The following is a 19,128-nucleotide window of genomic DNA, read 5'->3' on the forward strand; positions in this document are numbered from 1 at the left end:
TAAGAGTAAAATAGATAATAATTCTGCTTGATGGAGAATGTCGTGAAAAAATAATGGAAGTGGCTGATGGTTACCATCAGACAAAATTTTAGAGTATTAATTTAACAGTTCGATATTTATCCGATGATAAAGTAAAAACGTTTGTCATCTTTATGGTGATGAAAGAGTGATGATATTACAGGAGTTGCTAACTTTCCTTGATCCAGTGGAGGGGAGTGTGGTCCCTGTTATTTCTGTATTAAGAAAGAGTAACACAGCAGCAGGAGTTCTTACCGTGGATAATTCTGCTATTACTGTCAGGATTTGTCATGATGTAGGGTTAGAACTCAAAGTTATTTTAGCATTCTAACAAACAGAGTTGATGGTGACTGAAATCTTGAGAAATGAAATCAGATTGGTATTTAGCAAACTGTGTATCGTAAAAATCCTGTATTGCAAAAGAACGGGCATACAGTTGGTTTCTTGATGATAACATTAATGGTGCTGTGGTATTGAGATACGCTGATGTAGGAGTTTTTGTTAGCAAAGGTACAGATAGTGCAAAAAAAGCGATAGATATTACTAGGCTTGATAAGAGTTTAGGGGTGTCAAATGAAGGGCCGTTAAGAGAAGAGAGGCGAGTGGGAGTATTATCAAGTGCTTGAATATAACGGCAAGTTTGAATTTTGGAATGTTTTTTCAATATTGGTTACCAGAGTCTTTATTCCATTCTTTTTGGCGCAAAATATTCATTTACTAGTACAAGATCTGATGTGTGATATTTCTTGGTTTTTTTACATTGAGGTAAAATGGATTAAACGGTTCTTGAGAAGATCATTATAAATGAGGTATTAAAAATGTTGGATATTCTATGGTATTGGTGGAGCTAGTTTGTTTTATTTTTATCTTATAGATATATATGTTGATATTTATAATTTTTTAGTGAAAAATTTTGTTCATCAGGTTTTATTTTAGCCAGATTAGTGTATTGAATTGTTATTTTTTCAGATATCTTTTGTTCATATATTGTGCATATAAAGGATGTGTTTTGTCCAAAAAACAGATGCATTTCCAGTGTTATTGATTACATAATTGATAATGATTCTCGATAGCTATATTCCCTTCTTGTTTGATGAACTATTGGGTTTAGTGCCTTTGTTCTGAGAGTGTTTCTGTGATTAGGTTAGGTTGTAATCTGTTGTTGCATTAACTGTCATATTTGAGGAATAGTTATAATTACTCGGAAAATTATCACTATTATTTATATAGGAAAATAAATTTCTTATCAAAATCCTATTTTTTCATCTTTTTTATGGAATATCAGGATATTTATATCACCAATGATTATTGATTTCATTATTCTGATGGGAAATGATATTGATTTTTATCTCTATTCCTATTAGTTATTTGTGCGGTAAATCTCAATTAATTATTTTGTTCCTATAGAGTTAATTGTTTTATCTATTCTTATCATTTAAGAAAATGACATTTTTGATATATGTTAATGACATTATTAGCTGTGTTTTTTATATGTATAAATAATGTTTTTGTGATGATAGTCGTAAATATTACATGAAATAATGAAAAATGGAAAAAATGACTTTTAATATTTCACTTGATTTGTATCATAAGAATATGAATTGGGAAATAGCGTGTGTTTTTATTTAAATATTAATGTGTAAACTATTCATTTCTTGTATTATATAAAGAGTGGTAATTTAATTTATGATAGGTATTTAATAGGATTATATATTTATGTGGTTTGGAGGTTTTATTTCTGGAATTGTATTTCTTATATAGAACTTTAAAGCAGATTGTAGGGATAATAAATCATATTCAATTCGTTTAAAATGCCTAATGTTTTTAAAATATATATATTGACCATGTGTAAATTTAATTAATGGTTAATTTTAAGTATGAAGACTAAAGATGAAAAAGATAAAGTAATTGATAGAGAGGTTTTGCGTATTATTATATTATGAAATACAATATTTGATAAGTTTTTCTAATTAATTTTGCTGCTATTTGGGTTGTCAGGAGTCGAAATAGGCCGATTTTTCTGGCTATCTCTGTGCTGGATATTGATTGTTATGCAATCAATAAAATGTTGTTATAGTTGTTTTTTTATTCATTATCTTACTGTATTTTATGCTATTTTTGTATGGTTAGTGTTATCTGTGCATTGAGGTATGCATTTTTAGTTAAACCTTTTGGTTAAAGAAAGTACAAATCTAAACGAAAAGTGATCATACCAGTATCTTTTTTACAACCAAATTTTACATAAACCCAATCTGTTTTATCGTACAAATGGAGATTCTGGATCTCAGAATAAGATTATTGTTTACACTTATTACTCAGGGATAAAACTGTCTTTTTTAGTGTTAGTTTGACTCAGGATAGGATTTTTTATCGTTATTTTAAATTTATAAGTTTAATAGATCGTATAAAATCAAAAAATATATCTAATATTTTTATTTAGATAATTTAACTTATTAAAATTGAGAATTCGGATTTTATTTAATTGTTTGAATAGTTAATGAGCAATTCATCGATTAAATGCATATTAAAAGCCCTTGTTTTTGTGAGTTATGTCACATAGTATTTAAAATTGCGCCCTCTTTCCGTTGTATAAGTTGATGATTCAGGAGTAAAGTTGTTCTGCATTAAGAATATTCTTAATCGCTAATGAAAAATGTTATATCAGGTAACGCAATAATACTTTTGCAGCTCACTACCGCAATATTTTTGAAGTTGGATGAATCAAAAGTAATACAAAGGATGGTTACTGCTCTGACTAAGCCTGTATATTTTAGTTATGTAAGAGATTATTAATCCCTAAGCTATTTTAGGAATTTTGTCACGAGTGGTTTTTCGAACACTTAACTGATTTTTTAATGTAATCGGACGGGATAGAGAAATGAGTACGGTTGAATTGCTCAAACATATTTATGACATAAATTTATCGTATTTGCTTTTAGCTCAGCGATTAATTAACCATGAAAAAGCGTCAGCGATGTTCCGTTTAGGTATTAGCGATTCTATGGCTGATACGTTGTCTGAATTGTCATTACCTCAGTTGGTCAAGCTCGCTGAGACTAATCAATTAGTCTGTAATTTCCGGTTCGAAGACAGTGAGACTATTCAGCAGCTTACTAGGGAATCTCGAGTGGATGATTTACAACAAATACATACAGGCATTTTGTTATCTACTCATTTATTTCAGAAGTTATCTTCGAAAGACGATACGTCAGTGAAAAAAAGAGCATAAGAGATGGCCGAGAAAAGTATAGTTCAAGAAGCTAAGGATATACAGTTGGCGATGGAACTCATCACTTTGGGGGCACGGTTACAAATGCTTGAAAGTGAAACGCAATTGAGCAGAGGGCGACTAATTAAACTTTATAAAGAATTGAGGGGGAGTCCTCCGCCAAAGGGGATGCTGCCTTTTTCAACAGATTGGTTTATGACGTGGGAACAGAATATTCATTCATCGATGTTCTATAATGCCTATCGTTTTTTACTCAAGAGTGGTTATTGTGAAGGTGTAGAGGCTGTTGTTAAAGCGTATCGACTCTATCTTGAACAATGTCCTCCTGTTGAAGGGGACGCACCGGTTTTGGCGTTGACTCGTGCCTGGACGTTGGTACGTTTTGTGGACAGTGGCATGTTGCAACCTTCACAATGTCGGACCTGTGGTGGAACTTTTATTACTCATGCTCATCAACCTGTGAATAGCTTTGTTTGTAGCCTTTGCCAACCGCCATCACGTGCAGTAAAAAAACGTAAACTTTCCTCTGAGTCTGCCGATACTAATTCACAACTGCTGGATGGACTTGCTCAGCACGCAGTGTGAATTTAAATGGGAAAATTATTCCTACAGGTTACAGATTTTACTTTTTCTCCTGTAACCTGTATTGAAACCACAACCATTCTGGATTCAAACTGCTCAACTTCCCATCCGCTCACCAACTTAGCTAAAGGATATCGCGTGTTAGTACTTTTAGGATATATCGTAGTTTTTGGTGCGGTAATCGGTGGTTACCTGATTGTAGGTGGTCATTTGGGCGCACTTTATCAACCCGCTGAATTTTTAATTATCACTGGTGCTGGTATCGGTGCTTTCATTGTTGGTAACAACGGAAAAGCGATTAAGGCAACATTACGTGTTTTGCCAAAGGTAATGCGTAGATCTAAATATAACAAGGTGATGTATATGGATCTGATGGCGTTGCTTTTTCGATTGTTAGCAAAATCTCGCATGCAGGGTCTCTTAGCATTAGAGCGAGATATCGAACATCCTCAGCAGAGCGATATTTTCACCCAGTATCCGCGTTTGCTTAAGGATAAGCATTTGATGGATTTTATCACTGACTACATGCGATTGATTGTCAGCGGCAATATGAATCCCCATGAAATTGAAGCTTTGATGGATGAAGAAATTGAAACTTATGAGCAGGAAAGCGAGATTCCGGCAACCAGCTTGATGATGGTTGGAGATTCTCTTCCTGCTTTTGGTATTGTCGCTGCTGTTATGGGGGTTGTTAATGCTTTGGGTTCGGCAGATCGCCCGGCAGGAGAACTTGGCGTGCTGATTGCTCATGCAATGGTTGGGACATTCCTCGGTATTTTGCTGGCATATGGTTTTATCTCGCCATTGGCAACATTGTTACGTCAGCGCAGCGGTGAACATCTTAAAATGATGCAATGCATTAAAGTGACATTATTATCCAGCCTGAATGGTTATGCTCCGCAAATTGCGGTTGAATTTGGCCGTAAGACACTGTATCTCACAGATCGCCCTTCTTTCACTGAGTTGGAAGAACATGTTCGCCGGGTAAAATCACCTGTTCAACAAGAAACTGAAGAACAGGCATGAAGGCGCGTAACGTCTCTGTCATTAGGGTAAAAAGACGTAAAAGGAATGGCATCAAACATCATGGTGGTTCATGGAAAATTGCTTATGCTGATTTTATGACCGCCATGATGGCATTTTTTCTGGTTATGTGGTTGTTGGCAATTTCCAGCCCACAAGAATTGACCCGAATTGCAGAATATTTTCGTACCCCGTTACAAGTTGCAATCAATAAAGGGGAGCGTAGCAGTGATAGCTCGAATCCTATTCCCGGAGGGGGGGAAGATGTGCTTCATCAGGAAGGCGATATTTTGCGTCAGGTTGAAGTCGTTGAAGCTAATGATGAGGCTCGCAAGTTAAATAGGCTGCGTGAGCAACTCGATCAGTTGATCATTACTGATCCTCGCCTTAAAGCATTACGTCCACATCTGTTGATTGACATGATGGATGAAGGGTTACGTATCCAGATTATTGACCGGGAAAACCGGCCAATGTTTATGGTTGGCAGTGCAAAAGTTGAAAGTTACATGAGTGACATTTTGCGGGCTATTGCACCAATCTTGAACGATATTCCCAATAAAATCAGCCTATCAGGTCATACTGATGACTTGAAATATGCTAATGGTGAGCGTGGTTACAGTAACTGGGAACTCTCCGCAGATCGGGCGAATGCATCAAGGAGAGAGCTGTTGATAGGTGGGCTGGATGAAGTAAAGATATTGCGGGTGGTTGGTATGGCTTCAACGGTTCGTCTGAAACAGGAAGATGCCAGCGCACCGGTTAACCGTCGCATCAGTATTTTAGTGCTCAATAAACAAGCGGAAGAGCGGATTGAACAGCAAAACACCGGCAGCGATTCCTTGATTATTAATGATAGTAAGGAAATTCACGAGGTGATTGGAAAGGATTCAGCTGAAAGTAGGCCAACACAACAGTCCAATGAAATCACAGTATTGGCCCAGCCAGCACCAGCGTCGTTGAGTGCTGAGCCTAATCGTGTACCGACCAAGGTGACAAAGTAACGATGGATATTACCGCGTTTTATCAGACTTTTTTTGATGAAGCAGACGAATTGCTGGAGGATATGGAACAGCATCTATTGCAGCTCGATCCTGATGCGCCAGATCAGGAGCAATTGAATGCTATTTTTCGTAGTGCTCACTCAATAAAAGGTGGCGCTGCGACTTTTGGTTTTATCAAACTACAGCAAACCACGCATGTTCTGGAAAATTTGCTGGACAGTGCCAGACGAGATGAAATGAGTCTGACGACTGATATTATCAACCTGTTTTTAGAAGCGAAAGATATTATGCAGCAACAGTTGGATGCCTATAAAAGTTCTCAGGAGCCGGATGAAAGTGCGTTTACCTACATCTGTGAGACTTTGCGCCAGCTTGCATTGGAAGTACAGAGAGAGAATGAAGGCGGGGTTGAGTCTGTCATAGATGCGGTGATGCCAGAGGTGACTGAATCTGAACCAGAATTAAAATCGGAGCCTGTTGCGACTGAAAATCAGCAAGGTAGAGTTCGGGTTCATCTTTCTGGTCTGAAAGAGCGTGAAGTTTCTCTGATGCTTGATGAGCTGAGTAATCTGGGGGAGGTTTATGATGCTGAACAGACTAGGGATAGTGTTGAAGCATCATTGGTAACATCAGCCACAGAGGATGATATCACGGCAGTTCTCTGTTTTGTTATTGAACCGGAACAGATCACTTTCTTGCCGGTAGCTGAACCCAAAGACAAAGTTAAAAATAAAGATACAGCTAAAGTCGTTAAAACAACTACGCCGGAGAAAGGTTCCACACCGCCTGCCGGGCGTCCTGCGCCGATACCACCGGCTGGATCGCCACGTCAACGGGCAGAATCTTCCAGTATTCGGGTTGCGGTTGAGAAGGTTGATCAACTGATAAATCTGGTTGGTGAACTGGTTATTACTCAATCTATGTTGGCTCAGCACTGTAACGCTCTTGAACCGACTTTGCATGGCGATTTGCTAAATTGCATGGTTCAGTTACAGAGAAATTCCAGAGATTTGCAAGAATCTGTGATGTCTATCCGTATGATGCCGATGGAATATGTGTTCAGCCGTTACCCGCGTTTAGTCAGGGATCTTGCTAGCAAGCTGAATAAAAAAGTGGATCTCACTTTGGTTGGCAGTTCCACAGAATTGGATAAGAGTTTAATCGAGCGCATTATTGATCCGCTGACTCATCTAGTCCGTAACAGTCTAGATCATGGTATTGAAGAACCAGAAGCTCGGCTTGCTGTGGGTAAACCTGAAACGGGCAACTTGACACTTTCTGCTGAACATCAGGGTGGGAATATTTGTATTGAAGTTGTAGATGATGGCGCCGGGTTGAACCGTGAAAAGATTCTGGCCAAAGCGACATCACAAGGGCTTTCAGTCAGTGAAAACATGAGTAACGAAGAGGTTGCGATGTTGATTTTCGCGCCTGGTTTTTCCACGGCTGAAGTTGTAACAGATGTATCTGGCCGCGGTGTAGGAATGGACGTAGTTAAGCGAAATATTCAGGAAATGGGAGGGCAAATCCAAATTAACTTCCAGGCAGGTAAAGGGACAGTGACGCGGATTTTGTTACCTCTGACACTGGCAATCCTTGATGGTATGTCAGTGAAAGTGAATGACGAAGTGTTTATTTTGCCGTTAAGTGCAGTAGTAAGTTCTCTTCAACCGCAGGAAGAAGATATTTATCCCTTGGCGGGAGATGAAAAATTATTGCATGTCAGAGGAGAATACTTGCCACTCATTAAGTTATATCGAGTTTTTGATATTCCTGATGCAAAGACAGATCCGACGAAAGGGATTATTGTGATTGTACAAAGTGCCGGCCGTCGTTATGCCTTGCTGGTTGATCAATTAGTTGGGCAGCATCAAGTGGTTGTGAAAAATATCGAAAGTAACTATCGCAAGGTACCCGGGATCTCCGCTGCCACAATTATGGGTGATGGCAGTGTGGCGTTGATTATTGATATTTCTGCCTTGCAGCAACTCAATCATGACCAATTGGCACTCAACAAAGCTGAGTTATTAGCAAAAAATAAGCACTGAATGGGGGGATCCCCATGAAAAATCGTCAATCTCACAGTAAAAGGTAAGATCATGTCGGCCATAGAAGCGTTTAATAAATTGTCAGGAGAAACTGCCGGGGAAGGATATTTAGTTTTTACCCTAGGTGATGAAGAGTATGGTATCGAAATACTGAAAGTACAGGAGATACGGGGCTATGATCAGGTTACCCGTATTGCAAATACGCCGGCATTCATTAAAGGGATAACCAATCTGCGTGGCGTTATTGTGCCTATCATTGACCTGAGAATTAAATTTGCTCAGGAAACGGTTACCTATAATGATAATACCGTTGTTATTGTTTTGAATCTGTTAAACCGGGTGGTAGGTATTGTAGTTGATGGTGTTTCGGATGTTTTATCGCTCAAAGCTGAGCAAATCTGTCCGGCGCCTGAATTTGCAGTAACATTATCTACCGAATATCTAACAGGATTGGGTTCACTTGATGATCGCATGCTGATTTTGGTGGATATTGAGAAGTTGCTTAACAGTGAAGAGATGGCTCTGGTAGATTCAGTAGCTAAAAGTTAATCATTAAATATCACTGCCATCATCGACATCGACAGATGGCAGCTACTTTTTGTCTATCCCTCGTTAATTTCGTCAGAAAAAATATTCAAATTTCTTTTATACGACCAGTAAAGTTTCCTTTGATGATGCCGATAACAGAGCCATGCTGATCTATTGTAAAAAGGGAAAACATGTTTAACCGAATGAAAATAGTGACCGGACTGATGGCGGTCATCATATTATTTGGTGCTCTGCAATTTATATCTGGAGGGCTTTTCTTCCATGAGTTGAAAAGTAACAAGGAAAATCTAGAAATACTGGATAAAATGCGGGAACAGCAGACATTTTTGAATGACACTTGGGTTAATTTGTTACAGGCCCGTAACAACTTGAACCGTGCTGGCATTCGTTACATGATGAAAAAAGATGAGGGAGTCGATAATTACTACACATTGGAGCAGTTACTGACAGATGCCAGAAGTAACCTCTCTATCGCAGAGCAGCGTTTTGAACAATACGAACAGACCGCTAAATTGCCTATTCATGAATCAGAAAGTCTTAATCGCCTTAAAAAAGCCTATGATGTTTATATTTCAGCGCTTCATGAGCTTATTGTTCTGCTTGAACATGATCGGGCGGTAGAATTTTTCAACCAGCCAACGGGCAAATATCAGAGTGCTTTTGAGGAAGAATATAACTTCTATTTGACCCAAAACGATCATCTCTATTCTGATGTGGTATTTGATGCAAGTATCTCTTACAGAAATGCGGTGATTATGTTGGGTATTATCATGCTGATTCTGGTTTCAGCCATGATTTTTAGTTGGGTTAGCATTAAACATAGTTTGCTGAATCCGTTAAACAAATTATTGGAGAATATTAAGGCACTTTCTACCGGTGATTTAACACAAAATGTGACTGTTTCAGGCAGAAATGAGATGAGTACGCTGGCTGTTGGCTTGAAGCATATGCAAAAAGAATTTATCACTACTGTCAGTAGTGTTCGTCAAAGCAGTGAAAGTATTTATAACGGAACCAGTGAAATTGCTGCTGGAAATAATGATCTTTCTTCTCGCACTGAGGAACAAGTTGCTTCTTTGGAAGAAACCGCCGCCAGTATGGAGCAATTGACAGCAACTGTACGCCAAAATGCGGAAAATGCTCGTCAGGCAAGTAACTTAGCTGATAGTGCTTCTGAAGTTGCACGCCAGGGTGGAAAAGTCGTGGCGAATGTTGTACAGACAATGCGTGAAATTGCCGGTAGTTCTCAGAAGATTTCCGATATTACCAGTGTTATTGATGCTATTGCGTTCCAGACTAACATTTTGGCGTTGAATGCCGCAGTGGAAGCAGCACGTGCCGGTGAACATGGGCGAGGTTTTGCTGTTGTGGCAGGAGAAGTGCGTAACCTTGCACAGCGTAGTGCTGAGGCGGCAAAAGAGATCAAAGCATTAATAGAAGATTCAGTAAGCCGCGCAGATACCGGTTCTGTCTTGGTTGAAAGCGCTGGTGAAACCATGAATAACATTGTCAGTTCAGTCACCCGTGTCACTGACATTATGGGTGAAATTGCATCTGCATCCGATGAACAAAGCAGAGGGATAACTCAGGTTGGCCTGGCTATCTCCGAAATGGATCGTGTAACACAGCAAAATGCTGCTTTAGTTGAGCAATCCGCGGCAGCAGCGGCTGCACTGGAAGATCAAGCTGCTGGATTGAAGAAACTAGTTTCTCTGTTCCAATTGCCGAATCTTGACGATAAATCTCAACCCGAAATGAAAATTGAGCATTTACCTGTGGCTAAGACTCCTCCTGCTAAATCGAATCCACTGGTGTTGAAGAAAGCGAACAATGTGGAAGAACAAGCTAATTGGGAAACATTTTAAAACACTAAGCGATAACTACGGCTGCACATGCAGCCGTTAACAGAGGTGATTACATGTTAGGCAGGCTTCGTATATCAACCAGTTTATATCTGTTACTGATGATGTTTTGTGTAATGCAGATAATCTCAAGTGGTTTATCACTTGAAATCATTCACGCAGATCAGTCTTATATTGAACGGATTGATCTGGGAACACAGAAGAGGGATACCTTAGGGTTGAGCTGGGCAGCTCTGCTGCAATCGCGTAATACACTTAATCGAATCGCTGTAGGGAAAACGCTGCAACAATCTGAGGATCATATTGGCAGTATGGTTGCTAATGTTAAGGAGACCTTAGATAGGGCTGAGATGCATTTTGCTGAGTTTATTGCGCTGCCTAAATTGAATGACGAGGATGGTAGTAGTGTATTGCTGGCCTCGGTAGAAACCAGTTATAAGGAATATATCAAAGCGCTTAGAGAACTCTCGGCTTTTTTAGAAAGTGGTAATTATGATGCATTCTTAGACCAGCCGACAGAAAAGTATCAGCAGCAACTTGAATCTGATTTCAATCATTATATGCAATATATCGGTGAGGAGATTACCACCGCCGTTCAAGATGGTCGTCTTTATTACCAAATTTCAGTTGCCATGTTTGCAGGTGCGATATTAATGGTACTGGTTGTTGCCTGGGCGGCTCATTGGTGGTTGAAAAAGAATCTGCTCAGACCTTTTGCCAATATGCGTAGCCACTTCCAGAATGTTGCGGAAGGAAAACTCAATAAAGAAGTTTCTGTTTTCACTCAAGATGAAATTGGTGAAGTGTTCCTAAAATTACGTGAAATGCAACGTTCATTGGTTAATTCCATTACTTTGGTAAAAGAGAATACTAACTTGATGTATAACGGTATTCAGGAAATTACTCAGGGTAATACCGATCTCTCTTCCCGCACTGAAGAGCAAGCTGCATCACTGGAAGAAACGGCAGCCAGTATGGAACAACTGACTGCAACTGTACGTCAGAATGCGGAAAATGCTCGCCAGGCCAGTGAATTGGCGGTATCTGCATCGAAAACAGCCTCTAAAGGGGGCGAACTGACAGTTGATGTTGTGGAAACAATGGATGCAATTGCCAATAGCTCACAGAAAATCAGTGCCATTATCAGCGTCATTGATGGTATTGCATTTCAGACCAACATTTTGGCATTGAATGCGGCAGTAGAAGCCGCACGGGCAGGTGAACAAGGCCGAGGTTTCTCTGTTGTTGCTGGTGAAGTGAGGGATCTCGCTCAGCGAAGTGCCGAAGCAGCGAAAGAGATTAAGACATTAATTAGTGAATCCGTTCAGCGGGTAAGCCAAGGTTCCGAGTTGGTTAGTCATGCAGGGAAGACCATGAATGAATTGGTCGTTTCTGTAAACCAGGTTACGGATCTGATGGCTGAAATTGCTGCGGCATCTGATGAACAAAGTCGGGGAATTCATCAAGTAGCACAAGCTGTTACACAGATGGATCAGGTTACTCAGCAGAACGCGGCATTGGTTGAACAGTCAGCGGCGGCGGCGGCGGCACTTGAAGACCAGGCCGATATTTTGGTGCAAATAGTGGCACAATTTGAGTTACCCAATAATTCAGAAAATAAGCTTGAAAATGAACTTTCACTGACGCTGAAGTCTGCGGATAGCGAATGGGCAGTCAATCAGACTCGCTGAGGCCAGATGAAATCAAATTTAATTGCTTCAGTGACAAGTTTGCCATCTTCACCACTGCATCACATGATTCAGCGTTACACCATGTCAGATGCGCATTTTGAGCGCATCTGCCAGCTCATATATCAACGTGCGGGTATTGTGCTGGCTGCACATAAACGGGAGATGGTTTACAACCGTTTAATTCGGCGTTTGCGTACCCTTGAAATACGTGATTTTGGGCAATACCTGTTCGTTCTTGAAAATGACATGAATAGTGAGGAGTGGCAGGAATTTATCAATGCATTGACAACTAACCTGACGGCGTTTTTCAGGGAAGCTCATCATTTTCCTCTGTTAGCTAAACATGCAAGTAAAAAAAATGGATCGTACCGGGTATGGAGTGCAGCGGCATCGACAGGAGAAGAGCCATATTCGATTGCAATGACGCTAAGTGATGTCTTAGGGGAGCATTTTCACCGGGCAAAAATTATTGCCAGTGATATTGATACCCATGTATTGGAAAAAGCACGCAGAGGGGTTTATCGACTGGATGAGTTGCGTCAACTGACCGATCAACAGAGAAAACGTTACTTTTTTAAAGGTATTGGATCTTATGAGGGTTATGCTCGTGTCCGGCCCCAACTTGCTGACATGGTGACATTCCAGCATCTAAACCTGTTAGATCCCAATTGGCCATTTGAAGAGAAATTTGATGCCATCTTTTGCCGTAATGTTATGATTTATTTTGATAAAAAGACTCAGGAACGGATACTGCGCCATTTTGTTGCTTTGTTAAAACCCGATGGATTGCTCTTTGCAGGGCATTCTGAAAATGTCACTCAAATAAGCCGGGAATTCTACTTGCAAGGACAGACCGTTTACGGTGTAGGCCGGGCAAGGAGAGGTCATGAATAAAATAACTGTTCTTTGTGTCGATGATTCAGCGCTTATGCGTCAAATCATGCGAGAGATCATCAATAGTCACTCGGATATGGAGGTAGTGGCTTGTGCGCCAGATCCACTGGTAGCACGTGATCTGATTAAAAAGCATAATCCACAAGTGCTCACACTGGATGTTGAAATGCCACGCATGGATGGTATTGATTTTCTGGAAAAATTAATGCGCTTACGGCCAATGCCGGTGGTTATGATCTCTTCTCTAACAGCCAAAGGTTCTGAAATCACATTAAGGGCATTGGAACTTGGTGCTGTTGACTTTGTAACCAAACCTCAATTGGGTATTCGTGAAGGCATGCTGGCTTACAGTGAACTTATCGCGGAGAAAATACGGACAGCAGCACAGGCTAAATTATCTGTACCAATAATCACACCCGTAAGTTCTGCTCCTTTAAGTTTTAAACCTTTGTTATCCAGTGAAAAACTGATAGCAGTAGGCGCTTCTACTGGAGGAACGGAAGCAATAAAGAATTTGTTGCAACCGTTACCTGTCACTAGCCCGGCACTACTTATTACCCAACATATGCCACCTGGTTTTACCCGTTCTTTTGCTGAACGGCTGAATAAACTTAGCCAAATTACTGTAAAAGAGGCTGAAAATGGTGAACGGATTTTGCCGGGGCATGCTTACATTGCTCCGGGTGATCGTCATATGGAACTATGTCGTAATGGTGCTGATTACCAGGTTCTGATCTCCGATGCACCGGCTGTTAATCGTCATCGTCCGTCTGTAGATGTGTTGTTTCGATCAATTGCTAAATTTGCCGGGAAGAATGCTGTCGGAGTGTTACTGACCGGCATGGGCAGTGATGGCGCAGCGGGTTTACTAGAGATGAAGCAAGCGGGAGCGTACACATTGGCGCAGGATGAAGCAAGTTGTGTGGTATTTGGTATGCCAAGAGCGGCAATACAAATGGGGGCGGTGGATGAGGTCATGGATATACTCAAAATGAGCAAGAGCATGCTGGCAAAAATAAGCTCGGGGCAAGCTGTCCGTATTTAACGGCTATCGGATATACCCTATGGATTTCAAGGTGCATCGCGACGGCAAGGGAGCGAATCCCCGGGAGCATAGATAACTATGTGACCGGGGTGAGTGAGCGCAGCCAACAAAGAGGCAACTTGAAAGATGACGGGTATAAATTTAATTTTTTAAGCGGCTCTGCGCTGACTGGTAAATAATTTCAAGGAGTTTTTATGGCGAATAAGGATCTGAGATTTTTGGTGGTTGATGATTTTTCAACCATGCGTCGCATCGTTCGTAACCTTTTAAAAGAATTGGGCTTTAATAATGTAGAAGAAGCTCAAGATGGGGCAGAAGCTCTGGCTAAGATTCGTGCATCGCAATTTGACTTTATCATCTCTGATTGGAATATGCCCAATATGGATGGTTTAGAGTTGCTAAAAATCATTCGTGAAGATGCCCAATTGGCTAAGATACCGGTTTTGATGGTGACCGCAGAAGCGAAGAAAGAAAATATCATTGCAGCCGCACAAGCCGGGGCCAGTGGCTATGTTGTTAAACCTTTTACCGCAGCTACTCTGGAAGAAAAGCTCAACAAAATATTTGAAAAACTGGGCCTCTAAGGAGACATAATGAGTGTAAATCCAGTCATGCCAAGGGATGAGACCATTAGTGCCAGTGAAATTATCAGCCGTATCGGCCAGCTTACGCGTATGTTGCGTGATAGTTTACGTGAATTGGGATTGGATCAAACCATTGCCCAAGCTGCTGAGGCAATACCCGATGCGAGAGAACGCCTGGACTATGTTGTGCAGATGACAGCGCAGGCGGCGGAAAGGGCGCTTAATTGCGTTGAAGCGGCGCAACCTCGTCAGAATGAGTTAGAGTCATCGGCAATATCACTGAAAAAACGTTGGGATGAGTGGTTTGAAAACCCAGTTGAGATGCCTGTGGCACGCTCGTTGGTTATGGATACCCGGAATTACCTCAATTCGGTACCTGAACATACTGCTTTCACTAACGCTCAACTGCTGGAGATCATGATGGCACAAGACTTTCAGGATCTTACCGGTCAAGTTATCAAGCGGATGATGGATGTTATTCAGGAAATAGAAAAACAGTTGGTGATGGTATTAATGGAAAACATGCCGGCTGATCAGATAGCGAAAACTAAGAAAGAGGCTGACAGCTTACTAAATGGTCCGCAGGTGAACCAAAACGGCGTGGGTGTTATTGCTAATCAGGCTCAGGTTGATGATCTACTGGATAGCTTAGGTTTCTGAATAAACGTGGCAGGGGTAAACCTGCCACTCAGGATTAAAGATTTTCCGGAAATATGATTGATGGTATTAATCTTATTCTCTTCACCTTCTCCTTGGAAGCTAGACTAATAAAACAAGAGCGTAGCGATAATATCTATACCCTTCATCTTTCAAGCTGCTGCTTTGTTGGCTACTTTCACTCACCCCAGTCACATAGTTATCTATGCTCCTAGGGATTCGTTCACTTGCCGCTGCGCTGCAACTCGAAATCTATTAGGTATAAACCAAATACAACATCCAGAGAACACTAAATTTTTATTACAGCGATATCCTACTTAATGAGGCACTGCAAATTTAAAGTAATCGCTGAGGAGAACTATTTTATCGTCCATAATTTCGATTAATGTCACGCCCATATTGCTATAAATATCACTATTTTTACGGCGCCCTTCATTTTCCCAAATAACGCAAGCCTGGTTATTACTAGCAATGAAACCAGTTTGCCTAAAATGTAAATATTCAAAATTTGAGAAAAGCTTCTTGAGAAAAATAATCGACATCTTTTTACCTACCATTGGAGGAAGGCCCGGATAATAAAGTGAAATATCTTCAGAAAAAATATTATCCAGTCGTTTAAGGTCATACTGATTCATTGAGCTAAGAAGTTCTGCGGTTAACTCATCTATTCGGTTCATTATGTTTTGCCCTCTGTTTTATTTACTTGCCAGCATGATCGCGTTAAAAATTTAGGTCTGGCTGATTACTTCATTTTCCTGCTGCAAAACGTTTAATCGCTGCGCCAGTTGTCTAACCCTCGGTGCGTTAAATAGATCGCGTAACGTTATTTCAACGCCGAAGTCACTACGCACTCTTGCTATTACCCGCATTGCAACTAAAGATTCGCCGCCGAGCTCAAAGAAATTATCCTCTGGAGAGATATTTTCTAATCCCAACAACTCAGCAAACAGACGACAAAGCGAGAGTTCCTGTGGGCTGAAGGTGCCACTTTCATTGACTACTACACTGTTCCACGTGGGTTTCGGTAACGCTTTACGATCTAACTTTCCGTTAATGGTCAACGGGAAGTGATCAAGCTGCACTATTGCTGCTGGAATCATCGCTTCCGGCAAGCATGTGGTCAGACTGGACCGTATTAACTGTGATTCAAGCGTAATACCCTTATGAGCAATGACATAACCCACCAACCGCTTCTGTTGACCTTCATCTTCACGCACAATGACCTCAGACTGCACGATATCAGGGTGCGCATTTAACGCTGCCGCCACCTCGCCCAATTCAATACGGAAACCGCGGATTTTAACTTGATCGTCAGTGCGGCCAAGGAAGTCCAGTACTCCATCCCGACGCAATCTTGCCAGGTCACCCGTGCGATACATGCGTGCATCTGTGCCGATAAAAGGATCAGCAATAAAGCGTTCAGCAGTGAGTTCAGGACGATTCAGATAACCACGCGCTACCCCTGCACCTCCCACATATATCTCACCCACAAAACCTACCGGAACCGGGTGCTGAGCCTCATCAAGAATATAAATACCGAGATCATCAATAGGTTCACCAATAAGACTTGAAGCAGGCTGAGCAACGACTTCACGTGAAAGAGGGAAATAGGTCACATGTACAGTGGTTTCAGTAATACCATACATGTTGATCAACTGAGGTGCGTTGTCATCGTGCCTTTGATACCACTCCTCCAGAATATGCGCATTCAGCGCTTCTCCGCCAAAAATCACCGTGCGTAGCACCAAACTCTGCCCAAGCTTAGGGGCTTCGCGATCAGCATGGATCAGCGCCTGAAACGCTGAAGGTGTCTGATTCAACACCGTCACTTTTTCGCTAACTAAAAGCTGCAAAAAATCTGTAGGTGAACGGCTGACTTCCCAGGGAACAATCACCAATCTTCCGCCATTCAACAATGCTCCCCAACACTCCCAGACAGCAAAATCAAAAGCATAAGAGTGAAACATTGTCCAACAATCAGTTTCAGAGAAATTAAACCAGCGCTGAGTACTTTGTAGCAAACGCATCACATTATGATGAGTCACTACCACGCCCTTGGGCACACCGGTGGAGCCAGAAGTGTAAATGATATAAGCAGGATGCGCTGACATCAGCGGTTGCAAGCGCTCTTTGTCAGACAGATCAGCAACACTTTGCATTTCCAGATGGGTGATCAATTCGGGATCATCTAGCAATACCATGGGGGTATTGGTTGTCAGGCGTTGCGCAATTTCACTGCTGGTGATCACACAAGCAGGTTCAGCATCGTCAATCATAAAATTAAGACGACTTTGCGGATAATCCGCCTCCACTGGCACGTAAGCAGCACCAGCCTTGATGATAGCCAGCAGTGTCACCATCATCTCAATAGAACGAGGTAAGCAGACCATAACACGCTGTTCCGGGCCTATTTGCCGTGATACCAGATAGCGCGCCAGTTGGTTAGCACGTTGGTTTAATACCGTATAACTAATATTCTCCTGCTGATAAGTCAGCGCTACACTATCTGGCATTGTAATTGTTTGTTGTTCAAAGCGCGAGGTCAGAGTTTCCTCATTTAATACTGTGCGCCGTGCAGGTAATAGGCTGCCTCCTATGTGCCAACCTGGCAATGTCAGTTCACCAATGGGGCGTGATATATCCGCCAGCAATTCAGTGATGAAATGCTGAAAAAGAGATTTTTGAAGGTTAATATCGTGGGGAGTGTAGAGGTTATCATTGGTATCGAGCGTAAACTGCGAACTGTCGCCTTCGCCATGATAATAAATGGTCACAGTGAGGTCCTCTACCGGTCCACTGGACAAATTTTTGGTACGCCCCAAATTACCCGCAAAGCTCACATTGCTGTTAAACAGCATCACATTGATATTCTGTGCAAACAAGCGGGGGGCAGAACCATTTCGCTGTAAATCACGATAGATATCTTCAGAACGATACTGCTGATGTTTGAGTAACTGGCGGATTTCCTGGCTGACCTGCTTACTAATGTCACCTATGGAATGAGCAGGATCTATTGTCAGACGCAGAGGTAATACATTGGATACCATACCTGGAATACTACGTAACATACGCCCTGAACGCGCAGTTACTGGCATACCCAAAGTAATATCCTGCTTATCGGTCATACGAGAAATCCAGGAAGCAACGATTGCAATAATAATTTGAGCCATACTACTTCCACTCTCTTCACTCAGAGTACGCAGAATATCATTGACCTTTGCCGGGATTTTACACTGGGTGCAACTGAACGAACCCAAATCGGCGAACTGACCAGGTTTCGCCCCTACGGCAAGGCTCTGTGGCTCACTTCGGCCTGCCATATACTGTGACCACCACTGACGGTCATGTTGAAAATTTTCCGAGCGGCGGTATTCTTCGTCAAAAGCCAACAGATCGCTAAGAGGCCTGAAAGGATTTTCCAGTTCAGCAGCGCCAGTCAATTTCTGGGTATACAGTTCAGCAAGCCGCTGAATCAGCAATGTAGTGCCAAAAGCATCACTAGCCAGATGATGGACACGGATAAACAAAAAATAGTGGTCATCACTGATTTTTAGCAGCGCAAAACCAAACAACGGCCCCTGTGTTAACTCCATCGGCCGCACCAATTCAGCTTTCATCCAGATTTCAGCTTCTGTTAACGCATCCGCATGGTTAGATAAATCAATAAGCGGACATTTCCATTGCGGAGAGGTAACAATCTGTTGTTGTAGTCCTTGTGGGTGCGGTACAACCACCACTCGTAAACATTCAGCTTCATCTATCAACTGGGACAATGCCGAGTTAAGTGTCTCAATATCGATAGCGCCTGAAATATCGATATAACAACCCGTGTTATAAATTCCTGCGCTTACATTTAATTGTTCAGCCAGCCAAATTTCCTGCTGTGCTGCGGTCAGGGGGTAATAGCTCCCTTGATGTTGTTTCATAATTAATCCTCACAGGCTG

General features: G+C 41.6%; 15 protein-coding genes. 13 read left to right on the forward strand and 2 right to left on the reverse strand.

Translation table 11 applies throughout. The features are described from left to right. Nucleotides 1–166: 166 nt before the first annotated feature. The 13 genes from AACQ83_RS12045 to cheZ all read left to right on the forward strand — a co-directional run bounded on the left by AACQ83_RS12045 (nt 167) and on the right by cheZ (nt 15,186). On the forward strand, nt 167–349 hold the full coding sequence (locus AACQ83_RS12045; protein WP_112895063.1) for a hypothetical protein: 183 nt from the start codon (nt 167–169) through the stop codon (nt 347–349). A 2,547-nt stretch (nt 350–2,896) separates the two neighbouring features. After that, nucleotides 2,897–3,247, forward strand: a complete 351-nt coding sequence (flhD, locus tag AACQ83_RS12050) for a flagellar transcriptional regulator FlhD (RefSeq protein ID WP_112877894.1) — start codon at nt 2,897–2,899, stop codon at nt 3,245–3,247. A gap of 3 nt (nt 3,248–3,250) precedes the next feature. Continuing rightward, nucleotides 3,251–3,832: a flagellar transcriptional regulator FlhC gene (gene flhC / locus AACQ83_RS12055; protein ID WP_112877895.1), complete on the forward strand. Its 582-nt coding sequence runs from the start codon at nt 3,251–3,253 to the stop codon at nt 3,830–3,832. Between the two features lie 135 nt (nt 3,833–3,967). Next, the gene (gene motA, locus AACQ83_RS12060; protein ID WP_112877918.1) at nt 3,968–4,855 is read left to right on the forward strand and encodes a flagellar motor stator protein MotA; all 888 of its coding nucleotides are present in this window, start codon (nt 3,968–3,970) and stop codon (nt 4,853–4,855) included. Further along, nucleotides 4,852–5,853: a flagellar motor protein MotB gene (motB, locus tag AACQ83_RS12065; protein ID WP_112877896.1), complete on the forward strand. Its 1,002-nt coding sequence runs from the start codon at nt 4,852–4,854 to the stop codon at nt 5,851–5,853. Before motA ends, motB begins: the two co-directional genes overlap by 4 nt. A gap of 2 nt (nt 5,854–5,855) precedes the next feature. After that, entirely contained in the window at nt 5,856–7,901 is a 2,046-nt protein-coding gene (cheA, locus tag AACQ83_RS12070) for a chemotaxis protein CheA (RefSeq protein WP_112877897.1), read from the forward strand. 51 nt (nt 7,902–7,952) lie between these two features. Further along, complete coding sequence (gene cheW / locus AACQ83_RS12075; RefSeq protein ID WP_011146122.1) at nt 7,953–8,450, forward strand: chemotaxis protein CheW; 498 nt, start codon at nt 7,953–7,955, stop codon at nt 8,448–8,450. A 170-nt stretch (nt 8,451–8,620) separates the two neighbouring features. Beyond that, nucleotides 8,621–10,315 carry a methyl-accepting chemotaxis protein gene (locus tag AACQ83_RS12080; RefSeq protein ID WP_112877898.1) on the forward strand — a complete coding sequence of 565 codons (1,695 nt, stop codon included), beginning with the start codon at nt 8,621–8,623 and terminating at the stop codon, nt 10,313–10,315. Between the two features lie 53 nt (nt 10,316–10,368). Next, nucleotides 10,369–12,003, forward strand: coding sequence for a methyl-accepting chemotaxis protein (locus AACQ83_RS12085; protein WP_112877899.1), 1,635 nt, complete (start codon nt 10,369–10,371; stop codon nt 12,001–12,003). 6 nt (nt 12,004–12,009) lie between these two features. Then, nucleotides 12,010–12,897 carry a protein-glutamate O-methyltransferase CheR gene (gene cheR / locus AACQ83_RS12090; protein WP_112877900.1) on the forward strand — a complete coding sequence of 296 codons (888 nt, stop codon included), beginning with the start codon at nt 12,010–12,012 and terminating at the stop codon, nt 12,895–12,897. Next, the gene (locus tag AACQ83_RS12095) at nt 12,890–13,942 is read left to right on the forward strand and encodes a protein-glutamate methylesterase/protein-glutamine glutaminase (RefSeq protein WP_112877901.1); all 1,053 of its coding nucleotides are present in this window, start codon (nt 12,890–12,892) and stop codon (nt 13,940–13,942) included. Before cheR ends, AACQ83_RS12095 begins: the two co-directional genes overlap by 8 nt. 194 nt (nt 13,943–14,136) lie before the next feature. Then, nucleotides 14,137–14,526, forward strand: a complete 390-nt coding sequence (gene cheY, locus AACQ83_RS12100) for a chemotaxis response regulator CheY (protein WP_011146127.1) — start codon at nt 14,137–14,139, stop codon at nt 14,524–14,526. A gap of 9 nt (nt 14,527–14,535) precedes the next feature. Continuing rightward, entirely contained in the window at nt 14,536–15,186 is a 651-nt protein-coding gene (gene cheZ / locus AACQ83_RS12105; protein ID WP_112877902.1) for a protein phosphatase CheZ, read from the forward strand. Nucleotides 15,187–15,500: 314 nt separating this feature from the next. Here cheZ and AACQ83_RS12110 read toward each other — a convergent pair whose 3' ends face one another. Together AACQ83_RS12110 and AACQ83_RS12115 are read right to left on the reverse strand one after the other, a co-directional pair. Continuing rightward, on the reverse strand, nt 15,501–15,860 hold the full coding sequence (locus AACQ83_RS12110; protein ID WP_112877903.1) for a nuclear transport factor 2 family protein: 360 nt from the start codon (nt 15,858–15,860) through the stop codon (nt 15,501–15,503). A 51-nt stretch (nt 15,861–15,911) separates the two neighbouring features. Continuing rightward, nucleotides 15,912–19,109 (reverse strand): non-ribosomal peptide synthetase, encoded by a 3,198-nt coding sequence (locus AACQ83_RS12115; RefSeq protein ID WP_112877904.1) that lies wholly within the window; start codon nt 19,107–19,109, stop codon nt 15,912–15,914. Nucleotides 19,110–19,128 lie beyond the last annotated feature (19 nt).

It is taken from the genome of Photorhabdus sp. S10-54 (assembly GCF_963878145.1).
Taxonomy (GTDB): Bacteria; Pseudomonadota; Gammaproteobacteria; order Enterobacterales; family Enterobacteriaceae; genus Photorhabdus; species Photorhabdus kayaii.